General features: G+C 62.7%; 21 protein-coding genes. 11 read left to right on the forward strand and 10 right to left on the reverse strand.

The features are described 5' to 3' along the window. Positions 1–145: 145 nt before the first annotated feature. Together istA and BLS52_RS15730 are read left to right on the forward strand one after the other, a co-directional pair. Positions 146–1738: an IS21 family transposase gene (gene istA / locus BLS52_RS15725; protein WP_090587978.1), complete on the forward strand. Its 1593-nt coding sequence runs from the start codon at positions 146–148 to the stop codon at positions 1736–1738. Then, entirely contained in the window at positions 1738–2505 is a 768-nt protein-coding gene (locus tag BLS52_RS15730) for an ATP-binding protein (RefSeq protein WP_090587980.1), read from the forward strand. Before istA ends, BLS52_RS15730 begins: the two co-directional genes overlap by 1 nt. A gap of 166 nt (positions 2506–2671) precedes the next feature. Here BLS52_RS15730 and BLS52_RS15735 read toward each other — a convergent pair whose 3' ends face one another. The 5 genes from BLS52_RS15735 to BLS52_RS15755 are packed head-to-tail and all read right to left on the reverse strand — an operon-like array spanning position 2672 to position 7459. Further along, positions 2672–2923 (reverse strand): hypothetical protein, encoded by a 252-nt coding sequence (locus tag BLS52_RS15735; protein WP_090587981.1) that lies wholly within the window; start codon positions 2921–2923, stop codon positions 2672–2674. Beyond that, positions 2920–3483, reverse strand: coding sequence for a type IV toxin-antitoxin system AbiEi family antitoxin domain-containing protein (locus BLS52_RS15740; protein ID WP_090587983.1), 564 nt, complete (start codon positions 3481–3483; stop codon positions 2920–2922). Before BLS52_RS15740 ends, BLS52_RS15735 begins: the two co-directional genes overlap by 4 nt. A gap of 51 nt (positions 3484–3534) precedes the next feature. Next, entirely contained in the window at positions 3535–5334 is a 1800-nt protein-coding gene (locus BLS52_RS15745; RefSeq protein WP_090587984.1) for an ABC transporter permease, read from the reverse strand. A 17-nt stretch (positions 5335–5351) separates the two neighbouring features. Beyond that, positions 5352–6395 carry an ABC transporter ATP-binding protein gene (locus tag BLS52_RS15750; protein ID WP_090587986.1) on the reverse strand — a complete coding sequence of 348 codons (1044 nt, stop codon included), beginning with the start codon at positions 6393–6395 and terminating at the stop codon, positions 5352–5354. Next, a complete protein-coding gene (locus tag BLS52_RS15755; RefSeq protein WP_090587988.1) occupies positions 6392–7459 on the reverse strand; it encodes an extracellular solute-binding protein in 1068 nt (355 codons plus the stop codon). Before BLS52_RS15755 ends, BLS52_RS15750 begins: the two co-directional genes overlap by 4 nt. A 229-nt stretch (positions 7460–7688) precedes the next feature. On the opposite strand from BLS52_RS15755, the gene BLS52_RS15760 reads away from it, so the two are divergent. The 3 genes from BLS52_RS15760 (at position 7689) to BLS52_RS15770 (ending at position 10771) form a co-directional block, all read left to right on the forward strand. Further along, complete coding sequence (locus BLS52_RS15760) at positions 7689–9203, forward strand: CYTH and CHAD domain-containing protein (RefSeq protein WP_175460200.1); 1515 nt, start codon at positions 7689–7691, stop codon at positions 9201–9203. A 126-nt stretch (positions 9204–9329) separates the two neighbouring features. Next, a complete protein-coding gene (locus tag BLS52_RS18575; RefSeq protein ID WP_175460201.1) occupies positions 9330–9872 on the forward strand; it encodes a three-helix bundle dimerization domain-containing protein in 543 nt (180 codons plus the stop codon). Between the two features lie 164 nt (positions 9873–10036). Beyond that, entirely contained in the window at positions 10037–10771 is a 735-nt protein-coding gene (locus BLS52_RS15770; RefSeq protein ID WP_175460202.1) for a DUF72 domain-containing protein, read from the forward strand. A 149-nt stretch (positions 10772–10920) separates the two neighbouring features. Here the strand turns inward: BLS52_RS15770 and vapC are convergent, their stop codons facing one another. From vapC to BLS52_RS15795, 5 genes are all read right to left on the reverse strand, one after another. After that, entirely contained in the window at positions 10921–11328 is a 408-nt protein-coding gene (gene vapC, locus BLS52_RS15775) for a tRNA(fMet)-specific endonuclease VapC (protein WP_217636778.1), read from the reverse strand. Further along, complete coding sequence (gene vapB / locus BLS52_RS15780) at positions 11325–11552, reverse strand: type II toxin-antitoxin system VapB family antitoxin (RefSeq protein ID WP_090587991.1); 228 nt, start codon at positions 11550–11552, stop codon at positions 11325–11327. The genes vapC and vapB overlap by 4 nt, the downstream gene beginning before the upstream one ends. Positions 11553–11612: 60 nt before the next feature. Continuing rightward, positions 11613–12455, reverse strand: a complete 843-nt coding sequence (locus BLS52_RS15785) for a PRD domain-containing protein (protein WP_090587993.1) — start codon at positions 12453–12455, stop codon at positions 11613–11615. 106 nt (positions 12456–12561) lie between these two features. Then, positions 12562–13992 (reverse strand): glycoside hydrolase family 1 protein, encoded by a 1431-nt coding sequence (locus BLS52_RS15790; protein WP_090587995.1) that lies wholly within the window; start codon positions 13990–13992, stop codon positions 12562–12564. A gap of 20 nt (positions 13993–14012) precedes the next feature. Continuing rightward, a complete protein-coding gene (locus BLS52_RS15795) occupies positions 14013–15908 on the reverse strand; it encodes a beta-glucoside-specific PTS transporter subunit IIABC (RefSeq protein ID WP_090587996.1) in 1896 nt (631 codons plus the stop codon). A gap of 333 nt (positions 15909–16241) precedes the next feature. Between BLS52_RS15795 and BLS52_RS15800 the strand changes: the two genes are divergently transcribed. The 6 genes from BLS52_RS15800 to BLS52_RS15825 all read left to right on the forward strand — a co-directional run bounded on the left by BLS52_RS15800 (position 16242) and on the right by BLS52_RS15825 (position 19600). After that, positions 16242–17018, forward strand: coding sequence for a GAF domain-containing protein (locus BLS52_RS15800; RefSeq protein WP_175460203.1), 777 nt, complete (start codon positions 16242–16244; stop codon positions 17016–17018). Positions 17019–17087: 69 nt separating this feature from the next. Beyond that, the gene (locus BLS52_RS15805; RefSeq protein WP_139186294.1) at positions 17088–17495 is read left to right on the forward strand and encodes a hypothetical protein; all 408 of its coding nucleotides are present in this window, start codon (positions 17088–17090) and stop codon (positions 17493–17495) included. Positions 17496–17745: 250 nt separating this feature from the next. Further along, entirely contained in the window at positions 17746–18576 is an 831-nt protein-coding gene (locus tag BLS52_RS15810) for a hypothetical protein (RefSeq protein WP_090588000.1), read from the forward strand. 294 nt (positions 18577–18870) lie between these two features. Continuing rightward, the gene (locus tag BLS52_RS15815) at positions 18871–19068 is read left to right on the forward strand and encodes a metallophosphoesterase family protein (RefSeq protein ID WP_139186295.1); all 198 of its coding nucleotides are present in this window, start codon (positions 18871–18873) and stop codon (positions 19066–19068) included. 23 nt (positions 19069–19091) lie between these two features. Continuing rightward, the gene (locus tag BLS52_RS15820) at positions 19092–19343 is read left to right on the forward strand and encodes a type II toxin-antitoxin system Phd/YefM family antitoxin (protein ID WP_090588003.1); all 252 of its coding nucleotides are present in this window, start codon (positions 19092–19094) and stop codon (positions 19341–19343) included. Continuing rightward, positions 19340–19600 (forward strand): Txe/YoeB family addiction module toxin, encoded by a 261-nt coding sequence (locus BLS52_RS15825; RefSeq protein ID WP_090588004.1) that lies wholly within the window; start codon positions 19340–19342, stop codon positions 19598–19600. The genes BLS52_RS15820 and BLS52_RS15825 overlap by 4 nt, the downstream gene beginning before the upstream one ends. Positions 19601–19617: the final 17 nt, after the last annotated feature.

Below are 19617 nucleotides of genomic sequence, written 5' to 3' on the forward strand. Positions count from 1 at the left end.
TGGCAAATAGGGTGAGTTGGTACCGGTAATCCGGCTATTTGGTACTGCGGTTCCGGCGAGTTGGTACTGCCGTTGGTGTTCGGGGTGCTGTGCTGTGGGTGGGGCGGCGCGCTGGGCGCCGTCTCTTCCTATGTGAAGGGGCAGTATGGCCGACTACAAGGTGATCATGACGCTGGCGATCGCCGGGCACAGTTATGACGAGATTGTTGCTGCTGCGGGGTGTTCGCGCCGTGAGGTGGCAGCGGTGAAGAAGACGATTGCCGCTTATGGTTTCACCGCCGGGCAGGTGAGCTCGATGACTCCGGCGGAGATCGCCGGTTTGTTTCCCGATGGCCGTAAGCGGGTCTCGGAAGGTTATGCGCAGCCGGATTTCGGTCCTGTGCTGGCGGCAATGAAAGCGAACCGGCACTTCACCATTCAGCAGGCGTGGGGTAAGTACCTCGCTTCCGAAACAGGTGGCGGGAAGAAGTATGGGTACTCGCAGTACTGCGCCTTGTTCGCCGAGCATGCCCGGGTGAAGGATGTTGTGGCGACGCTGCGTCATGAGCCTGGCCGGGCGATGCTGGTGGACTGGGCCGGTGACACCCTTGAGGTGGTGGACGCGGTCACCGGTGAGGTGACCAGACTGTATCTGTTCGTCGCGGTGCTGCCCTATTCCGGGGCGGTGTTCTGCCGGGGGTTCACGGACATGAAGTCCCCGGCATGGATCGCCGCTCACGTGGCCGCGTTCGAGTTCTTCGGCGGGGTCCCGCAGCTGGTCGTTCCCGATAACCCGACGACGGCCACTCATCGTCAGCAGCAGGGCGAGGCGGCCCGGGTGGTCAATGCCAGGTATCAGCAGTTGGCGGATCACTACTCAACAGGGATTGTCCCTGCCCGGGTGCGCAAGCCCCGCGACAAGGCTGCCGTGGAATCAGCGGTGCAGGTGGTCAATAAGCGTGTGATCGGCTACCTGGCTGAAGAAGTCTGGACTGTCGTCGATGACCTCAACGCCGCGATCGCGGACAGGATCTCCGAGATCAACGAGACGATCCGGCGTGCCGACGGCAGCACCCGGTGGGAACGCTTCGCGGCGGAGGAAGCCCACCTGCTGCAGCCGCTTCCGGACGAGGGGTTCGACACCGTGGAGTGGAAGCAGCTGAAGGTCGGACGGAATTACCACGTCAGCTGCGACTCCCAGCATTACTCGGTGCCCTACACCTATGCCGGGCAACTGTTACGGGTGCGGGTCACGTCCACGACGGTGACGGTGTTCGACGGGGACCAGGTCCTTTGCCAACATCTGCGCCGGCAGGGACGGAAGGGACAGTATTCCACGGACGTCACCCATGCCCCTGAGCAGCATCAGAACATCGACGGGCTGTGGTCCAGGCAGTGGTTCCTGGACCGGGCGAGGGGCTTCGGCCCGGCCACCGGGAAGGTCATCGAGCAGATTCTTGACCGGCACGCGATCGAAGCGCAGGCGTATCTGGATTGCCAGAACATCCTGGAGACCCTGGGCAAACGCAATAAGCAGCGCCTGGAAGCCGCCTGCCAGGTTCTGCTCAATAACGGGCACGACGCCGGCAGTTACAGCACGATCAAGCGGATCATGGCCACCATCGATTCCGACACCAAACGGCAGAAACCCCCGACACCGGCGGCGGTCACACGAAAACCGGTCAGCGGTGCCGGCACCGCGGTGCATGTCCGCTCCGCTGCCCACTACCAGCTCGGCGGGCAGGGGGCAGGAGCCTGATGTTCACCAGCATTGACCACGAGAAGTTCCGTGCCCTGCGCATCGCGCACCTGGCGACCCGGTTCGAGGAGCTGATCACCGATGAAGCCAATGACGAGCTGACACCGGAACAGGTTTTCCTCACGGCCGTCGATGACGCCCTCGACCAGCGCCGGGCACACCGGGTCGAGAAACTGATCCGCGCCGCGAAATTCCCGATCCCGCAGGCCTCGGTGGCCGAGATCAACTACCAGGAAGGCCGCGGAGTCACCCCGGTCAGGATGAAACGCTACGCCGCGCACCAGTGGAGTCAGGACCCGACGAATCTGCTGATCATCTCACCCACCGGCGGAGGCAAAACCTATCTGGCGTGCGCGATCGGGATCGCCGCCTGCCAGAACGGGCACACCGTCGCCTACGCCCGGATGGATGATCTCGCCAGGCGGTTGATTATCGCCCGCAGCGACGGCATCGGCCACCAGAAGCTGCTCAATGAGCTTTCCGACGTGGACCTGTTAATCATCGATGACTTCCTCACCGTCGGGATCGACCCTGAGGCCGCGAACGACCTCTTCGCCGTCCTGGCGAACCGGGAACACCGGCTGCCCACGCTCATCGCCTCGCAATCCGGGCCGGCCTACTGGGTCGAAGCACTCCCAGACCGCGTCGCAGCCGATTCAATCGTGAACCGGCTGGCCAACAACGCCCGCCGCCTCAACCTCGGCGAAATCGATATGCGACGGCTCCGGGCCGACCAGGCACGAGCAGAACCGGCTCACTGGGAATAACAGCCCATCGCTACTTGGTACCGGCCAGCTATCCAGGCCGGTACCAAGTCAGCGGAAGCGCAGTACCAAGTCGCCAGACTGGCAGTACCATCCGGCCCTACTTGCCACCATCCCGCCGCGCCAGCCTCCACCAGACGCTCATGCACGCTCTCGATATCTCCTCGGACTACAGCATCCAGATCCTTCGAGGTTCGTGATTCCGAGATCCCACGGCGGAGCTCCAGCGAGACACCCCCTTGACGAGCAGTGTTGGACCTCCGTCGCCATCGACCAGCGACGCCATCAACTGCGTTACGACGAGGACGCCGATGTGCTGCTGCAGCCGACCGAACACGACGCCTTCGCGCTTGGCAGCCTGGGTCAATCGGTCCCGAAGTGCGCGCAGACCGGTCGGCGATGCCTCGTAACGCTTGATCATGCCCGCACCGCAGGCCGAATACCCGCAACTTCGGCACGCAATGCTTCAGCCTCGGCGCGTCGCAGCAACCCGCCTGCTTCAGCGCGGTCGACGGCGAGTCGCAGTTGGTAGGGATCGGTGCCGGTAGCCAGACAGTCACGAATAGTCCGTTGCACTGTGGTCACCGGGATACCATCGGCCTCGGCGATGTCCGATGGCGAAAGTTCGCGGCGGTGCAACCGGTACAGATCACCTCCGCCGGTGCGCGGGTGGTTGTTGCGTGGCACGGTCAGGTGCACCCTCGATGGGTTCACATCGGAGAGTTCATGGAGGACGAGCGCCGACTCATGAGAGACGATTCCTCGCCCAAGCGACCAGGCGACCGCTTCTGCCAGATCGTCATGCTGCCCCCGTGGGAGGACCGGGACCCGGTAGGCGCCTCGGCCCACCCGCTCCAACCGTCCGCGAGCAGCCAACAACCGCAGTTGTGTAGGGTCGATCCCCAGTTCGCGAGCGTCCCTGGTGGTGACGTAGCCGTGCTGGTCAGCAGCCCTCTCTACGAGCAGATCCCAGACCCTCATGTGCTAGAGCGTATCAAATATATACGCTCTAGCACACACCGTCTGAATGGATCATCGAAGCGGCGCAGCCGAAGACTCCTCCGTCGTCGCACCCTCGGGCAGGTCAGCGTTCGGCGTGCCCGCATCGCCACCCACACGCTGCAGAGGCACCCGACGCGCCCGGGGAGAGCGCCGCACGCGGTTCAAGCGACCGTAGACCAGGTACATCACGGTACCCATGACCACCATCAGCAGCACCGTGTACACAAAGGTGTTGCCGATCGCTTCCACGGAAGCACCGCCGTCGGTATTTGCCTTGATCTGCAGTCCCAGCGGCTGGTAGAGCGGGTGGGCCAGGAAGACGGCGGTGTCGTAGTCATCGAGGAGGTTGTTGAAGTTCAGCGCAGCCACCGCCGCGGCTGCGGGCAGGACCGCCGGCAACAGGATGCGCCGGAACGTGTAGAGCGTTCCTGCCCCCATGATGGCGGCGGCTTCCTCCATTGACCCGTTCACTGAGGAGAACGCAGCCTTCAGCATCCGCAGCGTGAACGGAACCTTCACGATGACGAAAGCCAGCAGCAGAATCACCACCGTACCGCTGAGCACAAAGCCGCCGACCAGCGGATTGGGCCGGTCGTACGTGATGAGTAGCCCGAGGGCAATCATCGCGGCCGGAAGAATCCAGGGAATGTGCAGCAGATACTCCAGCGCGCTCATCAGCCAGCCGCGGTACTTGAGCATGAGCCGGGTGACGAAGAGCAGCCCGCCCACAGAGATGATCGCCGCGAGCGCGCTGTACACAATGCTCACGATGAAGGGCTTCAACGCCGACTGCTGCGACAGCACCCGCACATAGTTCTCCAGCGTAAACCGGTCCAGCGTGAGCACGCCGGTGCTGATCGCTGCACTGTCCATGCACGAGTACAGGACAACCAGCGTCAGCGGAAAGACGTAGATCAGGAAGAGGACATAGGCCACCGCATGCACGGCGATGTTCGCTCCGCGATCCCGAATGGGCTGCTTCTGCAGCGGGGCGGCGACCTTCGCGACCGAATGATAGGTACCGCCGCGCTCCAACCGCGTCATGACGGAGAGCATAGCGATCGTCGCGACGCCCAGAACAAGGGCCAGCAGCGCGGCAAGATCACGCGACGTCGTGCTGTTCGCGAACGTCAGGATCATTGGCGTGATCGTTTCGAAGTCCTGGCCGCCGAGTACCTGCGGGGCGCTCAACGCGCCGAGCCCGGTCAGGAAGGACAGGATCGTGACGGCGAAGAGCGTGGGCTTCAACGTAGGCAGAACAACGCGTCGCAGAATAGTCCAGGACGAGGCCCCCAGATTTCGCGCAGCTTCGATGGTCTGGAAATCGACATTACGAATCGCGGACCCCAGGAAGAGCATGTGGTTGGTTGTCGTCGCAAAGGTCATCACGGCGAGAACCGCGAAGAATCCCTCGAACCAGGTCCGGTCCATATCCGGAAAAATGCCAGCCAGGAACTTCGTCACGATCCCGTCCGCACCGTAGATGAATTTGTAACCGGCGGCGAGGACAATGCCGCCGTAAATGAACGTCGTCGCGTAGCCGAGCCATAGGACCTTGGCACCGCGGATGCGGAAATACTCGGTCACCAGCACAATGAAAATCCCGACGGCGTTCACGGTGAGTGCCAGGGTAACCGCCAACAGGAAACTGTTGCCCAGTGACATCATCGCCCGTTCCGAGGACATCAGCTTCTCGACGGCGCGGCCCGTGAACTGCCCATCCGGAAAGAACGTCTGCACCAGCAGGTTGGCGTTCGGCCACAGAAGGAAGGCCGCGATGAACCACACCAGCACGGTCATCGTGATGACGACGGCGGGCGAGCGCAACATCCTTCGCGTTGAGCCGGTCACCCGGTCGCCCCGTACTGCAGTACGTGCGCCGGATTGATGCGCACCCGCGCTTCCTCGCCCAGGCCCGGACCGTGACGTCCGTCTTCCTTGACGAGGACCTTGATGTCGGCATCATCCAGGCGGACCGTGTAGCGGCTGTGCTGGCCGTGATAATTGCGGGCGGTGACGCGGCCGCTCACGGTGACGCTGCCGTCGTCGTGCAGGTGGTCGCTCCGACCGGGAAGATCCAGTGCCGCCTTCTCCACGCGCAGATAGGACAGCCGCGCCGGATCCAACTGTGACCGGCGCGCCAGCTCATTGAGCCGGTGAATCAGAGCCGGAGTGAGCGAGGAGGAATCGCCGATGAAGTTGCAGACAAATTCGCTCGCTGAGGCATCGTAGATCTCCTGCGGCGTGCCGACCTGTTCGACCCTGCCCTTGTTGAAGACCGCGATCCGGTCGCTCATGGTCAGCGCCTCGTCCTGGTCGTGGGTCACGTAGACGGTGGTGATACCGAAGTCGGACTGGAGGGCCTTGAGCTCGCCACGGAGCTGATGCCGCAGCTTGGCATCCAGGTTGGAGAGCGGCTCATCGAGAAGCAAAATTTTGGGCTTGAGCACCAGCGCCCGCGCAATCGCGACGCGCTGCTGCTGGCCGCCCGAAAGTTCCGATACCTTCTTATGCAGCTGATCGCCGGACAACTCCACCCGAGCGGCCATGTCCTCGACGAGCCGGTCCCGCTCCGCGCCGGACGTGCGGCGGACCTTCAGGCCGAACGCAATATTCTCCCAGACGCTCATCGACGGGAACAAGGCATAGTTCTGGAACACCATGCCTACTTCCCGCTTGTCGCTCGGCACGGTGGTCACGCGGCGACCGTCAATGAAGACGTCACCGGCGGACGGATCGACGAAACCCGCGAGTGTGCGAAGCGCCGTCGTCTTGCCGCAGCCGGATGGGCCGAGCAGGGTGAAGAATTCCCCGGGCTCGACGTGCAGGTCGAGGTTGTGGATCGCAGTGAACCCGTCGAAGGTCACCCGGATGGAGTCGAAGCGAATCACTGCATGTATTCCAGTTCGATCTTCTCGACCCAACCGGCCAGGTTCTCCTCGACGAAGGTCCAGTCGATGTCCTGGTGGGTGAACTGCTCGTCGAACTCGATCACCTCGGGCTTCGTCTGCTCCAGCGCGCCCTCATTGACGGGCAGCGAGTCGAACTCCTGCGCCCACTCCCCCTGCACCTCTGCGCTTCCGAACCAGTCAATGAACTCCTGCGCCTGTTCCTGCTGGTCAGTGCCCTTCACGACGGCGACCTGCTCGATGGCGTACGGCACCCCGATTTCCGGCGCCACAGCGCCGGAGGTTACGCCGTAGGCTTCCTCCCGCCCCGGAATAGACGACGACGGCATCTGCCCGAAGTCGACCTCACCCTCCGCGAAACGGGCGAAAAGGTCAAGATCCTTCACTGCGGGTACGCCGTTGCTGAAATACTGCTCGATCTGGCTCCAGCCCTCTTCGCTCACACCGAGCTCGCCGCTGTCCTCACGGTACCGGCTGAGAATTCCTGCCATCACAAGCTGGGTGGTAGCACCGCCCATACCGGTAACCCGCTCATAACGGTCCTTGTACTCGTCCTCAGTCCACAGTTCCGGCCAGTCCTTCGGTGCTTCGTCGGCACTTACCGTGTCCGCGTTGTACGCGAGGACAATCGCCTGCTGCACCAGCGGCCAGTACGCCTTCTCATCCGCCGGGTCAGCGAGGGATTCGTCAACCTCTCCCGACCATTCCGGCGTATACGGCTCGAGGACGTCTTCCTTCTTCAACTGCTCGTAGTACACGTTGTTCAAGCCGAAGACGACGTCGGCGATGGGGTTGTTCTTCTCGGCGATGAGCTTGTTTGTGGCATCGGCTCCACCGGCTCCGACAATCTCGATGTCAAAGCCTGCTTCGGCAGCTTCTGCCTGAAGCCACTCGCCACGGCCTTCCGAATTGGAATTGGTGTACACGACGAGCGTGCCGGCCTCAGCGGACCCTTCACCCTCGGCCGCGGTATCACCCTGCCCGCAGGAGGTCAGCAGGACTGCGGCAGCAATGGAAAGGGCAATGGCACCCAGGGGCTTTCTCACGATTGGTTCTCCTTCATGGCGTTGCGCACGCCCCGAAATCGGGACAGGTCAACGGTTCCGGATGAAGGTGAACTGTTGCTGCAGGACACCTTAACGGCGGGGCAACAGTGACGGTCGCTGTAGACCGGCTGCGTGAAGTAAGCGGAAGCGCCCGCGGTGACGCCGTCGGCGATGCCGAATGCCGAATGCCCCCCATGACACACCCCAGGCGGAGGTCTACAATGAGCGCATGCCGCCAACACACGTGGTGGAGATAGAGCGGAAGTTCGAGGTCAGTGACGGCGCAGCCCTGCCCCCGCTTCAGGGCCTTCCCGGCGTAGCGCAAGTAGACCAGCCGGACACGCAGATCCTCGAGGCTGAGTACTTCGACACCAGGGACCTGCGCCTGGCATCCGAACAAATCACGCTCCGACGGCGACGCGGAGGTGATGATGCCGGCTGGCACCTGAAACTCCCCGGGGCCGGCGGTGACCGGCACGAGTACCACCACCCGCTGGAAGAGGACGACGCTGTCCCGGAAAGCCTCCTGCGGTTGGTGAGGGTGCATGTCCGCAACCAAGAGGTGGGTGTGGTTGCACGACTCCGTACTCAGCGCTCCCTGCACCGCCTGCGCAACAAAAGAGGCGAGCTCCTGGCCGAGCTCGCTGATGATCTGGTGCGCGCGGAATCTCTTGTGCCCGAGCGGCGTTCCCAGCACTGGCGTGAGTGGGAACTGGAACTGAAAAATGGATCACGGACCCTGTTGGAGGCTGGACAGGGTTTGCTCGCAAGTATCGGAGTTAAACCCTCCAGGCACACTTCGAAACTCGGCCGGACCCTGGGCGAGAACCTCCCCTCACGCCGGCAGGGGTCTCCGGCCACAGGGAAAAGCAGCGCGGGCGACATTTTGCGCTCCTATCTCACAGAGCAGGTCCGGGTACTGATTGAACAGGATCCCCAGGTTCGACTCGATACCAAAAACGCGATCCACAAAATGCGTGTTGCCACCAGGCGTATGCGGTCGGTCCTGGCAACTTACCGAAAGCTCCTGAACCACCGGAATGAAGCAATGTATTTGCGGTCGGAGCTGAAGTGGCTTGCCGGTGTCCTCGGCGGTGCCCGGGACGCCGAGGTGATGCACGAACGTCTCAAAAAAATGATTGCCGAGGAACCTGACGAACTGGTCATGGGGCCGGTCGCCCGCAGAATCGACCTGGAACTGGATTCTGACTACCGGGAAGCCCATGGAAAGGTCCTCAGAGCACTCGACAGTGACCGGTACTTTCAACTGATCGACGCTCTTACCGCTCTTCTGGATACACCGTCGTTTTCCAAAATGGGCAAAAAATCTGCCCGAAAGGTTATCCCGGATCTGGTGGACCGGGATGCTGCCCGGCTCCGGGAGGCGGTGGAGCAAGCAAGGAAAAACCCTGCCGGCATCGGTGACCATCCTGCCCTCCACGACGCGCGCAAAGACGGTAAACGCCTGCGCTACGCCGCTGAGACCGCTTCACCCATCGCTCCGAAGAAAGCTGCGAAGCTCATCGAGGCCGCGCACGGTGTGCAGAAGATTCTGGGCGACCATCAGGACAGCCTCGTCACTCGGAGCATGCTGCGACGGCTCGGCGCCAAGGCGGCGGCCGATGGCGAAAACGGGTTTACGTTCGGGCGCCTTCACGCACTCGAGCAGACAGCCGCGTTGGAGGCCGAGACCCGCTTCCACGCCGAGTGGAAACAGTTTCCCGCCGTGTCGCTGCGGAAATGAGAACCGCGGCCGGTTAGCTCCAACGCTGTGCAACGCTGACTCCAGGCCGTCAGGTGGGACCCTTGCATGCTATACGTTCTGCCGTGAACCTTGACGGCGACGATCGGTCAGGTCCACACTCTGGGGATGGATGAAGAGTCCAAGGACACCATCGTGACGGGCGTCGTTACCCGGCTGGCTGTTCGTTTCCCCACGGCTCCTGAAGCACGAATCAAAACCCTTGTCGGGGAGGAATACGATGCCCTCGCGGACGGGCCTATCCGCATCTACGTTCCAACGCTGATCGAGCACAATGCCAGAGACCGACTTCGGCGCGACCATCTGCTCATCGCCGAGGCACAGCGGACAACGACCGGCCCGGCTCACAGTCCTGATGCCGCACCGACGATCCCAACAGGAGAGGGCAGTGACGATCTTCCGCCCTCGACGGCTCCTTCGTGGACCAGCGAACGCGGCGCCCTCAAACGGGACATGGTCTTTCGAATCATGTGGGCCGGGGCAGTAACGGCGGTGGCCATTGTGGTGATTTTCCTGGTTGTGCAGGACCCGGCTCAGGAAATGCTGATAGCAGCACCCGTGGTCATCATTCTGGTGATCCTTTCTCTGCTGATGGTTATTCGGCAAGCCCGAAAACTCAGGCATGGCCCAATGGGTCGACAGAGACTTTGAGAGGCTGCATACGCTGCGTCCGGCCATTCGGACGGACTCCAGTGTCCCTTCAATTTCCTGGGTCTGAAGCTGTGATCTCCAAGCAGACTGTGGACAGGTAGGTCAGTCGAAGATGAAGCAGACCTTCTCCCGGAAGCAAACGCCAACATTAGTAGTCTGGCGGAGTGAGCGAGATCCGCATCGGCACCTCCGGGTGGAGCTATGACCACTGGAACGGCATCTGCTACCCGCACGGCACTCCACCGGCAAAGCGGCGGGACCACTACGTCGCCCGGTTCGACACGGTGGAGCTGAACGCCAGCTTCTACCGCTGGCCGCGCGATACCACGTTCGCCGGATGGCGCCGTCGTCTTCCCCATGGGTTTGCGCTGTCCGTCAAAGCACCGCGTGGGCTGACGCACGGAAAGAAGCTGTACGCGCCGGAGGTCTGGATTGAGCGGATCGCCCGCTGCTGGCATGAGCTCGGCGCCCGCCGCGCCGTTCTGCTCGTCCAGCTCCCGCCGTCCATGGAGCGCGACGACGCCCGCCTGGACTACTTCCTCTCCCGCCTGCCGTGGTGGATCCGCGTCGCCGTCGAATTCCGGCATCCCAGCTGGGACGACGACGCCGTCTACGCAATGCTCGAGCGGCACGGTGCCGCATACTGCGTGATGAGCGGAGCGGGACTCCCCTGCGTCCTGAGGGCGACAGCTCCGTTCGTGTATGCGCGGCTGCACGGGCCCGACCACAACTATCTGTATGGAGGCTCGTACTCCGACGATGACCTGCGCTGGTGGGCCGACCGGATCCAGGAGTGGCACGGCACCGGCAGGGACGTCTATGTGTACTTCAACAACGACGGCGGCGGGAACGCCGTGCGGAATGCGGAGACGCTGCGCGGGCTGGTCGGGGTGGGATGACCTCCTGCATCGTGATCTGCCAGTACGCCGATGGCACCACAGGTGAGGCCCCGCTGACCGTAACGGCGGACTAAGTACGGAAGCTTCCGTTATCCGCGGGATACCGTGCGCGCAATCGCTTGAACACCGCTTCCGACGTCGGGAGTCGGCTACGGCACGACCCAGTCCTCTATTTGGAGGCCGGGGACCCGCTCGAATTCCCGCAGGTTGTTGGTGACCACCACCAGCCCCCGTGACCGGGCGTGGCCGGCGATCATGGCGTCATAGGGGCCGATCGGCGTTCCAGCACGTTTCAGGCCCGCGCGGATCTGTGCGGCGTGGTGGGCGGCCGAAGCATCGAATTCCAGGAGCACCAACCTGGCGGCCAGGCCTTCGACCACACGGAGGTTCGCCTCGACGTTCGCCGATGCCTCCGCGCCATAGACCAGTTCGGAGAGCACCACCGTGGACAGCGCCATCCGGCCGGCATGTTCGTTGAACGCGATCCGGAGGTTTTCAGGCTTGTACCGGACGGCGTGAATCAGCGTGTTGGTATCAAGCAGGTACTTCAGGGTCACAGGTCTGGACGCCGCTGCTCTTCGGGCTGCTCACGGTCAGCGAAAGTCTCGTCCACCGGAGGACCGGCAAACCAGGTGTCCCACACCAAATCGACCGGGGAGACGATACGCGCATCCCCGTCAGCGATGACCTCCACTTCGCGGACACCCTCCGGCCACTCCAAAGCTTTTGGTATTCGTACCGCCTGCGACTGGTTATTTCTAAAAACCCGTGTAGTTGCCATGACGCCTCCGGTGTGTATACAACCAGTATATACACCGGACTGATCGGGGTGGAACGAACGCTAAACCCGGCTCTCATCCACCATGCGCGCCACATGAAGCGTCAGGTACGTGACCTCGTCACCGGTGAGCGGGGTGCCAAGCCTGAGTTCCAGCACGCTCTGGAGCTTCAGCGCCGTGGAATAGGCGTCCGGATAGGAGTCCTTGATAGCGGTGAGCAGGTTGTCCGCACCTTCTTCGAGCTGCTTGCCGGAGTTCGCACGAACAAAGAAGTACCGGAGGTGGGTGATGAAGCGGGCAGCATTGACTGTATTGCGGTCGAAGGGACGCTCATAGGCCTGTTCCAGCACCTCGAAAAGCTGTTGGAACAGACCCGTCATCTGGTAGGTGTACGAAAGATCCCCGGAGGCGAAACCGGCATTGACCAGGTGCAGGGTGATAGCGACGGCCTCACCCTCGTCGAGAGGAGCGTCCAGACGGGAATTGACGAAGTCCAGGATGCGCTGGGCCGCACGCAGTTCCTCCGGGTAGAGGTGCACGACTTCGGCACGCAACGGGTACTCGAACTGCAGGCCCTGGCGAAGCCGTTTGATGGCAAAACTGAGGTGGTCGGCGAGCGCAACGGACAGCACGGCGCTTTCCGGAATGTCCATTTCCGTGCGCCCGGCGTCCAGCGCCTGTTCGGCAAGCATCAGGTGTTCGGGCGGGATGGCCGCGACCATCGCTCCGAGGTTGTCGGGATCCCGGCCGTCTTCGGGAACGAAGGTGCGCACCACCTTGGCCGGGTCTACCCTCTGGCCCGGCTTTGCCTGGAACCCAAGACCCCGGCCGGTGAGAATCACCTCCCGGCCGGTGTGGTCACGGGAGAGGACCACATTGTTGTTGAAGACGCGCAGGATTTCCACGTCGTTGTCTCTCCTGCCTCCGATGGTGGGCTAACCCGTGTAGGGAAAGCCTAGACGGCTGCGGAAGGGGCGGGCGCGCAGTAGTGCGCCCGCCCCTTCCGCCGGGTCAGCGCAGTGCTGCGCCGTTGGTGGTGATGACGTCCCGGTACCAGTCGAATGACTTCTTTCGGTAGCGCTCGAGGGTGCCTGAGCCGTCGTCGTTCCTGTCCACGTAGATGAAGCCGTAACGCTTGCTCATCTGCGCAGTGGATGCGCTCACCACGTCGATGCAGCCCCAGGCAGTGTACCCGAGAACCTGGGCGCCGTCGGCGATAGCTTCACGGACCTGGACCAGGTGGTCGTTCAGGTAACCGATCCGGTAGTCGTCCTCGACGGTCAGCATGCCGTCGATTTCCACGAGCACGTCCTTGGCTCCGATGCCGTTCTCGACGATGAACAGGGGTTTCTGCCAGCGTTCCCAGTAATCGTTGATGACCACGCGCAAACCCTGAGGATCGATCTGCCACCCCCACTCGGAAGCTTCCAGCTTCGGGTTCGGCACTCCACCCATGATGTTTCCGGGCCCCTGGTCCACCGAGGGATCAGCCGACTCACAGATGCTCATGTAATAACTGAAGGAGACAAAGTCGACAGTGTTCCGAAGGTCCTCGCGGTCCTGCTCCGTGATGTCCAGTTCGATGCCGTGGTCGCGGAAGTAGCGCAGCAGATACCCGGGGTATTCTCCGCGGCAGTGGATGTCACCGAATGCGTAGCTCGCATGGGCCGTGTCCATGGCCTTGACGACGTCGTCCGGAGACGGCGTGAGCGGATACACCGGCAGCGCCAGAATCATGCAACCGACCTGCGCGCCCGGCATGATGTCCCGGGCCAGCCTGGTGGCCCGCCCCGAAGCAACCAGCTCATGATGGATCGCCTGGTAGAGGTCCGAATCGGTCAGCTCCTCACGCGGAGTAGGAATACCGCCGGACAGGAACGGCGCGTGAATCACGGAGTTGATCTCGTTGAACGTGAGCCAGTACTTGACCCGGCTGCCGAAGCGCTCAAACAGCACCCGGCAGTACTGCTCATAGAAGCCGATCAGTTTCCGATTGGTCCAACCTCCGTAGGCCCGGGCAAGGTTCAGCGGCGTTTCATAGTGGCTGATGGTTACCAGCGGTTCGATGCCGTACTTTTCGAGCTCGTCAAGCACCCGGTCGTAGAAGGCGAGGCCTTCCTCATTGGGCTGTTCGTCGTCGCCGTTGGGGAAGATCCGGCTCCAGGCGATGGAGAAGCGGTATACCTTGAAGCCCAGTTCCGCGAAGAGCGCGATGTCCTCCGCATACCGGTGGTAGAAGTCGATGCCCACCTGCTTCAGATTGTCCTCCGTCGGGCCTTCCGCAGGAGGGGTCATAATGCCGTTCGGCATCACGTCCTGGATGGACAGACCCTTGCCGCCTTCAGCGTAGGCGCCTTCCAACTGGTTCGCCGCAGTGGCACCACCCCAAAGGAATCCTTCAGGGAATGCGCCGCCATTGTTTTCTACTGTCGCGTGGCTCATGCTGTCCTCTCGCTTGGAATTCAGAGTTCGACGTCGAGTGCGGGCACGCCGTGCGCGAGGCGGCCTTCGGCCGACGGTAGGACGGCGGTCAGTTCCTTGGTGTTGGTGACCACCATGATCGTGGTGGAGTCATACCCTGCCGCCTCAATCTTTCCGCGATCGATGGTCGCCAGCAGGTCTCCCGCTTCTACCCGCTGACCGCGGATCACTGCGGACTCGAAGCCTTCGCCCTTCATCTGGACGGTGTCAATGCCGATGTGCACCAGCACCTCGACGCCGTCGTCGGATTTGATGCCATAGGCGTGACCGGTCTTCATCGCTGCCTGGATGATGCCGGAAACTGGGGCGTAGATCTTGCCGTCCTCAGGAATGATTCCCATGCCGGCACCCATCGCGCCGGAGGAGAAGACCCTGTCCGGCACGTCGGAGAGCGCCACCGCTGCACCGCTCACGGGAGCCAGGACCTGGATGTTCCGCGCGGTGACACCGGCAGTCTGTCCAACGGACGGCTCGGCATCCGGAGCCGGGACCGGATCATTCACCGACGGGATTGCGGCGGCGTCGGCCTGTTCGCGCGGACCGAACAGGAAGGTGAGTGTGAAGGCAATGGCGACAGCCAGGCCCGTACCGGTCAGGAGCAAGGCAAAACTGCCCACGGAGGCGAATGCTGGCAGGGACAGCAGGGACGGGAAGACAAAAGCGTTTGACGCACTACCGCCGATCGCTGCGACAGCTCCACCGATGGCGCCGGCGGCAATGCCGAAGTAGAACGGCTTCTTCAGCGGGAGGTTCACACCGTAGATGCCGGGCTCGGTGACACCGGCAAGGAAACCTGAAAGAGCTGCGGGTGCGGCGACTTCCCGGCGCTTGGCGCTGCGGCTGCGCAGAGCAACCGCGAGCATGGCCGCAGCCTGGGCCAGCACGGCGGGAACCAGGGGCGCCATCAGGAGGGACTGCCCGCCAGTGGCCAGCTCATTGGCCATAATCGGCACGAATCCCCAGTGCAGACCGAAGAGCACAAAGACCTGCCAGAGACCTCCCATGATGGCGCCGGCCAGCCAGGGTGCGAAGGTGAAGATCGCCGTGATACCGCCTGAGATTCCCTGGGAGGCGAAGGTTGTGAGAGGACCGACGGTGAGGAGGGTGAGCGGAACCATGAGTACGATGCTCAGCAGGGGAGTCATGAAGTTCCGGATGGCGGCGGGAAGCACCTTCAACAGGAAACGCTCGAGGTAGCCCTGCAGCCAGACCGCGACGATTATCGGAATGACTGAACTGGTGTAGTTCATCATCACCAGCGGGATGCCCGCGAAAGCCACGGGTTCGCCCGCTGTACCGAGCGCGACGATGCTGGGGTAGACCAGCGTGCCGGCGATCGCCATCGAGGTGAACTGGTTCGTCTTGAACCTGCGTGCAGCGGTGATTGCAAGGAACAGCGGCAGGAAATAGAACAGCGCGTCTGCTGCCGCAGACAGAATGACGTACGTCTGGTTGGTGGCATCAACCCAGCCGAAGGTGGTTGCCATACTGAGGAAAGCCTTGAACAGGCCGGCACCGGCCAGCGGCCAGAGAATCGGGGAGAAGATCGAGGAGACCACGTCGATGAAGCGGTTGAAGAGGTTGCCCTGGGCCGGCGCTTCCTCGTTCGTGTCATCCTTACCGAACCGGCTGATCTTGCCGAGTTCCGCGAAGACGGTGGGCACCTCGTTGCCGATGACCACCTGGTACTGCCCACCCGCCTGCATGACGGTGAGGACTCCGGGCAAATTCTCGACGGCGGCGGTGTCTGCCTTCGATTCGTCCCGCAGCTTCAGACGAAGCCGGGTGGCGCAGTGGGTGGCCCCCATAATGTTTTCTTCGCCGCCTACCTTTTCGAGGATATCGGCGGCCAATGACCGGTAACTTACGGAAGCCATGGCAGTCCTTTCTGTCTGTTCCGTCCTCCGGGCACAAAAAAAGACCCGAGCCACACGTCACCGTGTGTCTCAGGTCTTGCCTCGTGTCAGAGTAACAATCCTTCAGGCTGCATCGCCTGCTCGGAAAACTGTAGCCGTGACCGAGGTCACTCGTCAAGTCGATGGTGACGTCGTCGTAATTGCGGGTGCGAAGCGCTCCGCATTACTGGCCTCCGGAAGCGGCTCGAAAGAAAATGGCCTAGGCTGAAATGATAAGCTGACTTATCACCTGGACACGCTGCTCCCTGGTGCGCGGCGCTGCCAGACCATTGGTCCGATTGCCCTGGAGGTGCGTTGAACGAGCAAGTGCAGGTCAAGACGACGACGCTTGCCCTGTCCGAGGCGGAGCTGAGCATCGAGGACCTGTGGGTTCGCTATTACGGGCTCGGCGGGGCAATCTCGGCCTTCGAGGTCCAGTCCTACCTGTCAGGCCTCCTGTCATTGCCGCCCCTTGAGCGGAATCTGCTGGCCGATGCCACAAATGAGCTGCTCGAGCTTACACCGGTACAAATCCGCGTGCCGGCTGATGATGAAGGCGGCGCTGATGTTTCCGCTGAGGATTCACTGCGTGCACTCGGCGCAGCCGGTGCTTTCCTCCTCAGCGTCGAAGAGCAGGAAAGTGAACGCCTGGCCGCGTTGGACCGGACCCGTCTCCTGGACTCCATACCGGAATCCCGGTTTGATCGGTACACGCAGCAGGCAAAGGACCACTTCCAGGTCAGCTCGTCAATCATCGCACTGCTCGATGACCGGCGCATGTTCCTGAAATCGGTACTTGGACCGATTGAGCAGAATCTACCCAGGGAAATTACCTTCTGCCACGCGACGATCCGCAATGCCGGGCCACTCATCATCACCGATGCTCTCGCCGATGAACGATTCCAGAAGAACCCACTCGTGCTTGGGGAGCCGTTCATACGCTTCTACGCCGGGCACCCGCTACGGGGACCCCGTGGGTGGACCGTTGGCACACTGTGCATCATTGACCAGAAACCACACGACTTCTCGGAGAAAGACTGCCGGTTCCTACAAAAGCTGGCCCGCCTCGTCGAAGAGGAAATCAACAGCTGACCCCGGGAGCGGGCTTCCGTAAGCCAATCCGCCTTGCCGCGAAGACCCACGCGGAGGACAGTGATGTACATGAGCGCACGCCGCCCGGCCCTGATCCTCTTCGGTGGAGTGCTCGGCGTCATCCTTCTTGTGCTCCTGCTCTTGTCCTCCATGGGGGACCCGCCGCCCGACCCCAGCACAGCTCCCCTGGAGGTCGTAGCTAACAGCCCCGACGATGGGCGATGCCTCCTCAACCGCGAGGACGTTGCGGCCGGAGTGCACGAAGTCGCGGTGATCACCGAGAGCTCGGGGGCGACAGTGGTACTGCGCGACGAGGCCGGTCAAACCGTATTCCAGTCGGAGGATCCGCAGGTACCTCCAGCGGACGAGGAACCGGAGGCCACCGGCGTCGAACTCGTTGAGGGCCAGTACACGGCGCTCTGCCAGTACCCGGACGGCACGACAGGTGAAACCCCGCTGACGGTGACGGCGGACTGACCCTTGACTTCACTCATCCGCTGGACCAGCATGTGCACGAGTGCGCGGACGCTGCGTCCGGATACTGTCCGCTCTTCTCCTCGGCGCAGCGCAGCTCTGGCGGGGTTGGCTCCTCTGGCGATCGGCCGGTGCCGCGCCGACGGCAGCGCCGTAGACTCGCTGTTGCCGAAGGACATTCACGCTCGGGGGAGGAATTCACGTGCACCATCGATGGACAAGACACGCGTGTGCCCATCACACCAGTGACGCTGTGGGCCGCCTCGAACCTCTCGCGCCCCGCATCGACGAGCTTGCTTCGGTCCAGCCGGCCGAGTTGGCTGAGTGGATCTCCGTCGAGGCCGACGACGAACCCGAGGTCCCCGGCCACGATTGGACGGTGGAGCTGGACGATGAAGTCTCCCTGCTGGTTCATCCCGACCGTGACGACGTGGCGAATCTGTTGGGTGAGCAGGCGGGAGTTCAGTCTGTTGTCCAACTCGACCGCGAGGTGTTGGTGGTCAGTGCGCCACGGATGTGTGCCGACGGGGTGCGAGCCGCCGTCGTACTGGCCGTCTCGGCAGCGAACGAGCGGCTCCAGGACGGTGCACCGGCCGGGCAGGCAAGAATCCTGCCTGCGGAGGTCCACGTGCCACCCGTGCCGGCACCCACCGCGGAGAGTGCCCGTTCTTCTACCGAGGACGACGCCGAGTCCCGGCTGGTTACCGGCCATGCCCGCTGCGAAGGCCGGCTGGTCCAGCTTTGGGTCAACATGGACGGCATTCTTCTCCTGCCCGCCGGGACACTCCCCCACGGTCCGCTGGACCCGAGCGATAATCCGCATCTCCAGCGCGCGAGGCTCAGCTCCGGTCGGGCTGCCGCGCTGGCGGAGCGTCACGGCGGGCGATGGATTCCCTACCCCTACCTCGGCAGTCTCCGCCTGCGTAAACCCGGATTGTTTCGGCGCCGCTGGAGCGCCACGATCACCGAACGAAGTGGCGCTTCCGTCTCGATGACCTGGAAGGGAACCCGCCCGCACGCGCTGGTGCTCTGGGGTTACGTTGTGGCTAGGTGCGGGCTCGGTTCGGTGAACGGACTGCCCTGAGCCAAGACCCGGGACTGCGGCATGGAAGTGCCTGCTCACGCGGACTTCGACCGCGCTTTACGCCATGGTTCGCGCTCGGTTACCTCAACATTACCCGGCGCTGTTTGGCTCATGGTGATCCTTCCCTCACCAGACTGGAGCCCACCATGCCGAGCCAACCCACACCCTCGACCTTTAACTCCCCAGGCCGCCGTAACTGCAGGCCGCGGGTAAGCCGAACGGGCACACCTGGAACGGCGGCGTGAGCGCTCAGCAGCTTGCCTGGATCGAGCGACCCTCGAGACTGCGCGCAAATTGGGGGAGAAAGTGGTCCTCAACTCACATCACCCGGTCTTTCCCCTCGACCAGCACAACGCGTACAACGACGCCGAACTGGTGGACCTCGTGAGCTCCTACGACAACGTGGTGGCCTGGCTCAACGGCCACAACCACGCCGGCAACTACGGCTTCACCGGCGGCACCCACTTCATTCGAGCGAGTGGTACGCTTTGATGTACCACTCGGAAGGAATGTCGATGTCCGCAATCACCGCAACAGACGCTCGGCGCAACCTGTTCGGACTCATCCAGCAGGTCAACGAAGACCACACTCCTGTCGAAGTTGTTTCGAAGCACGGCAACGCCGTCATCATCTCCAAGGACGACTACGACGCGATCACTGAGACGGCCTACCTTTTGCGGCATACCAAAGGCGCGCAGCGCCTGCTCGCAGCCCTGGAACGCGCGCGGCGCGGAGAGTTCGAAACCCACGAACTGCATGAGGCGTGAGCCGGCAACTCGCATTCGACCGGAACGGGTGGGAAGACTACATCTACTGGCAGGGCCAGGACAGGAAGACCCTGAAGCGAATCAACCTGTTGATTCAGGACGTACTGCGAGACCCGTTTACCGGTACGGGCAAACCTGAGCCTCTCAAGCACATCCTGTCGGGTGCCTGGTCCAGGAGAATCGATGAGGCGCACCGCCTCGTCTACCTTGTCACTGACACGCACATCGTCGTGTTGCAGGCGCGCGACCACTACTGATTCACAACCATCTCTGG

This window comes from Arthrobacter subterraneus (genome assembly GCF_900099735.1).
Taxonomy (GTDB): domain Bacteria; phylum Actinomycetota; class Actinomycetes; order Actinomycetales; family Micrococcaceae; genus Arthrobacter_D; species Arthrobacter_D subterraneus.

Bases quoted from the DNA above. Each gene is read 5' to 3' on its own strand.
- istA (WP_090587978.1), top strand. From the start codon at position 146: ATGGCCGACTACAAGGTGATCATGACGCTGGCGATCGCCGGGCACAGT.
- BLS52_RS15730 (WP_090587980.1), top strand. From the start codon at position 1,738: ATGTTCACCAGCATTGACCACGAGAAGTTCCGTGCCCTGCGCATCGCG.
- BLS52_RS15735 (WP_090587981.1), bottom strand. From the start codon at position 2,923: ATGATCAAGCGTTACGAGGCATCGCCGACCGGTCTGCGCGCACTTCGG.
- BLS52_RS15740 (WP_090587983.1), bottom strand. From the start codon at position 3,483: ATGAGGGTCTGGGATCTGCTCGTAGAGAGGGCTGCTGACCAGCACGGC.
- BLS52_RS15745 (WP_090587984.1), bottom strand. From the start codon at position 5,334: ATGTTGCGCTCGCCCGCCGTCGTCATCACGATGACCGTGCTGGTGTGG.
- BLS52_RS15760 (WP_175460200.1), top strand. From the start codon at position 7,689: ATGCCGCCAACACACGTGGTGGAGATAGAGCGGAAGTTCGAGGTCAGT.
- BLS52_RS18575 (WP_175460201.1), top strand. From the start codon at position 9,330: ATGGATGAAGAGTCCAAGGACACCATCGTGACGGGCGTCGTTACCCGG.
- vapB (WP_090587991.1), bottom strand. From the start codon at position 11,552: ATGGCAACTACACGGGTTTTTAGAAATAACCAGTCGCAGGCGGTACGA.
- BLS52_RS15790 (WP_090587995.1), bottom strand. From the start codon at position 13,992: ATGAGCCACGCGACAGTAGAAAACAATGGCGGCGCATTCCCTGAAGGA.
- BLS52_RS15795 (WP_090587996.1), bottom strand. From the start codon at position 15,908: ATGGCTTCCGTAAGTTACCGGTCATTGGCCGCCGATATCCTCGAAAAG.
- BLS52_RS15805 (WP_139186294.1), top strand. From the start codon at position 17,088: ATGAGCGCACGCCGCCCGGCCCTGATCCTCTTCGGTGGAGTGCTCGGC.
- BLS52_RS15820 (WP_090588003.1), top strand. From the start codon at position 19,092: ATGTCCGCAATCACCGCAACAGACGCTCGGCGCAACCTGTTCGGACTC.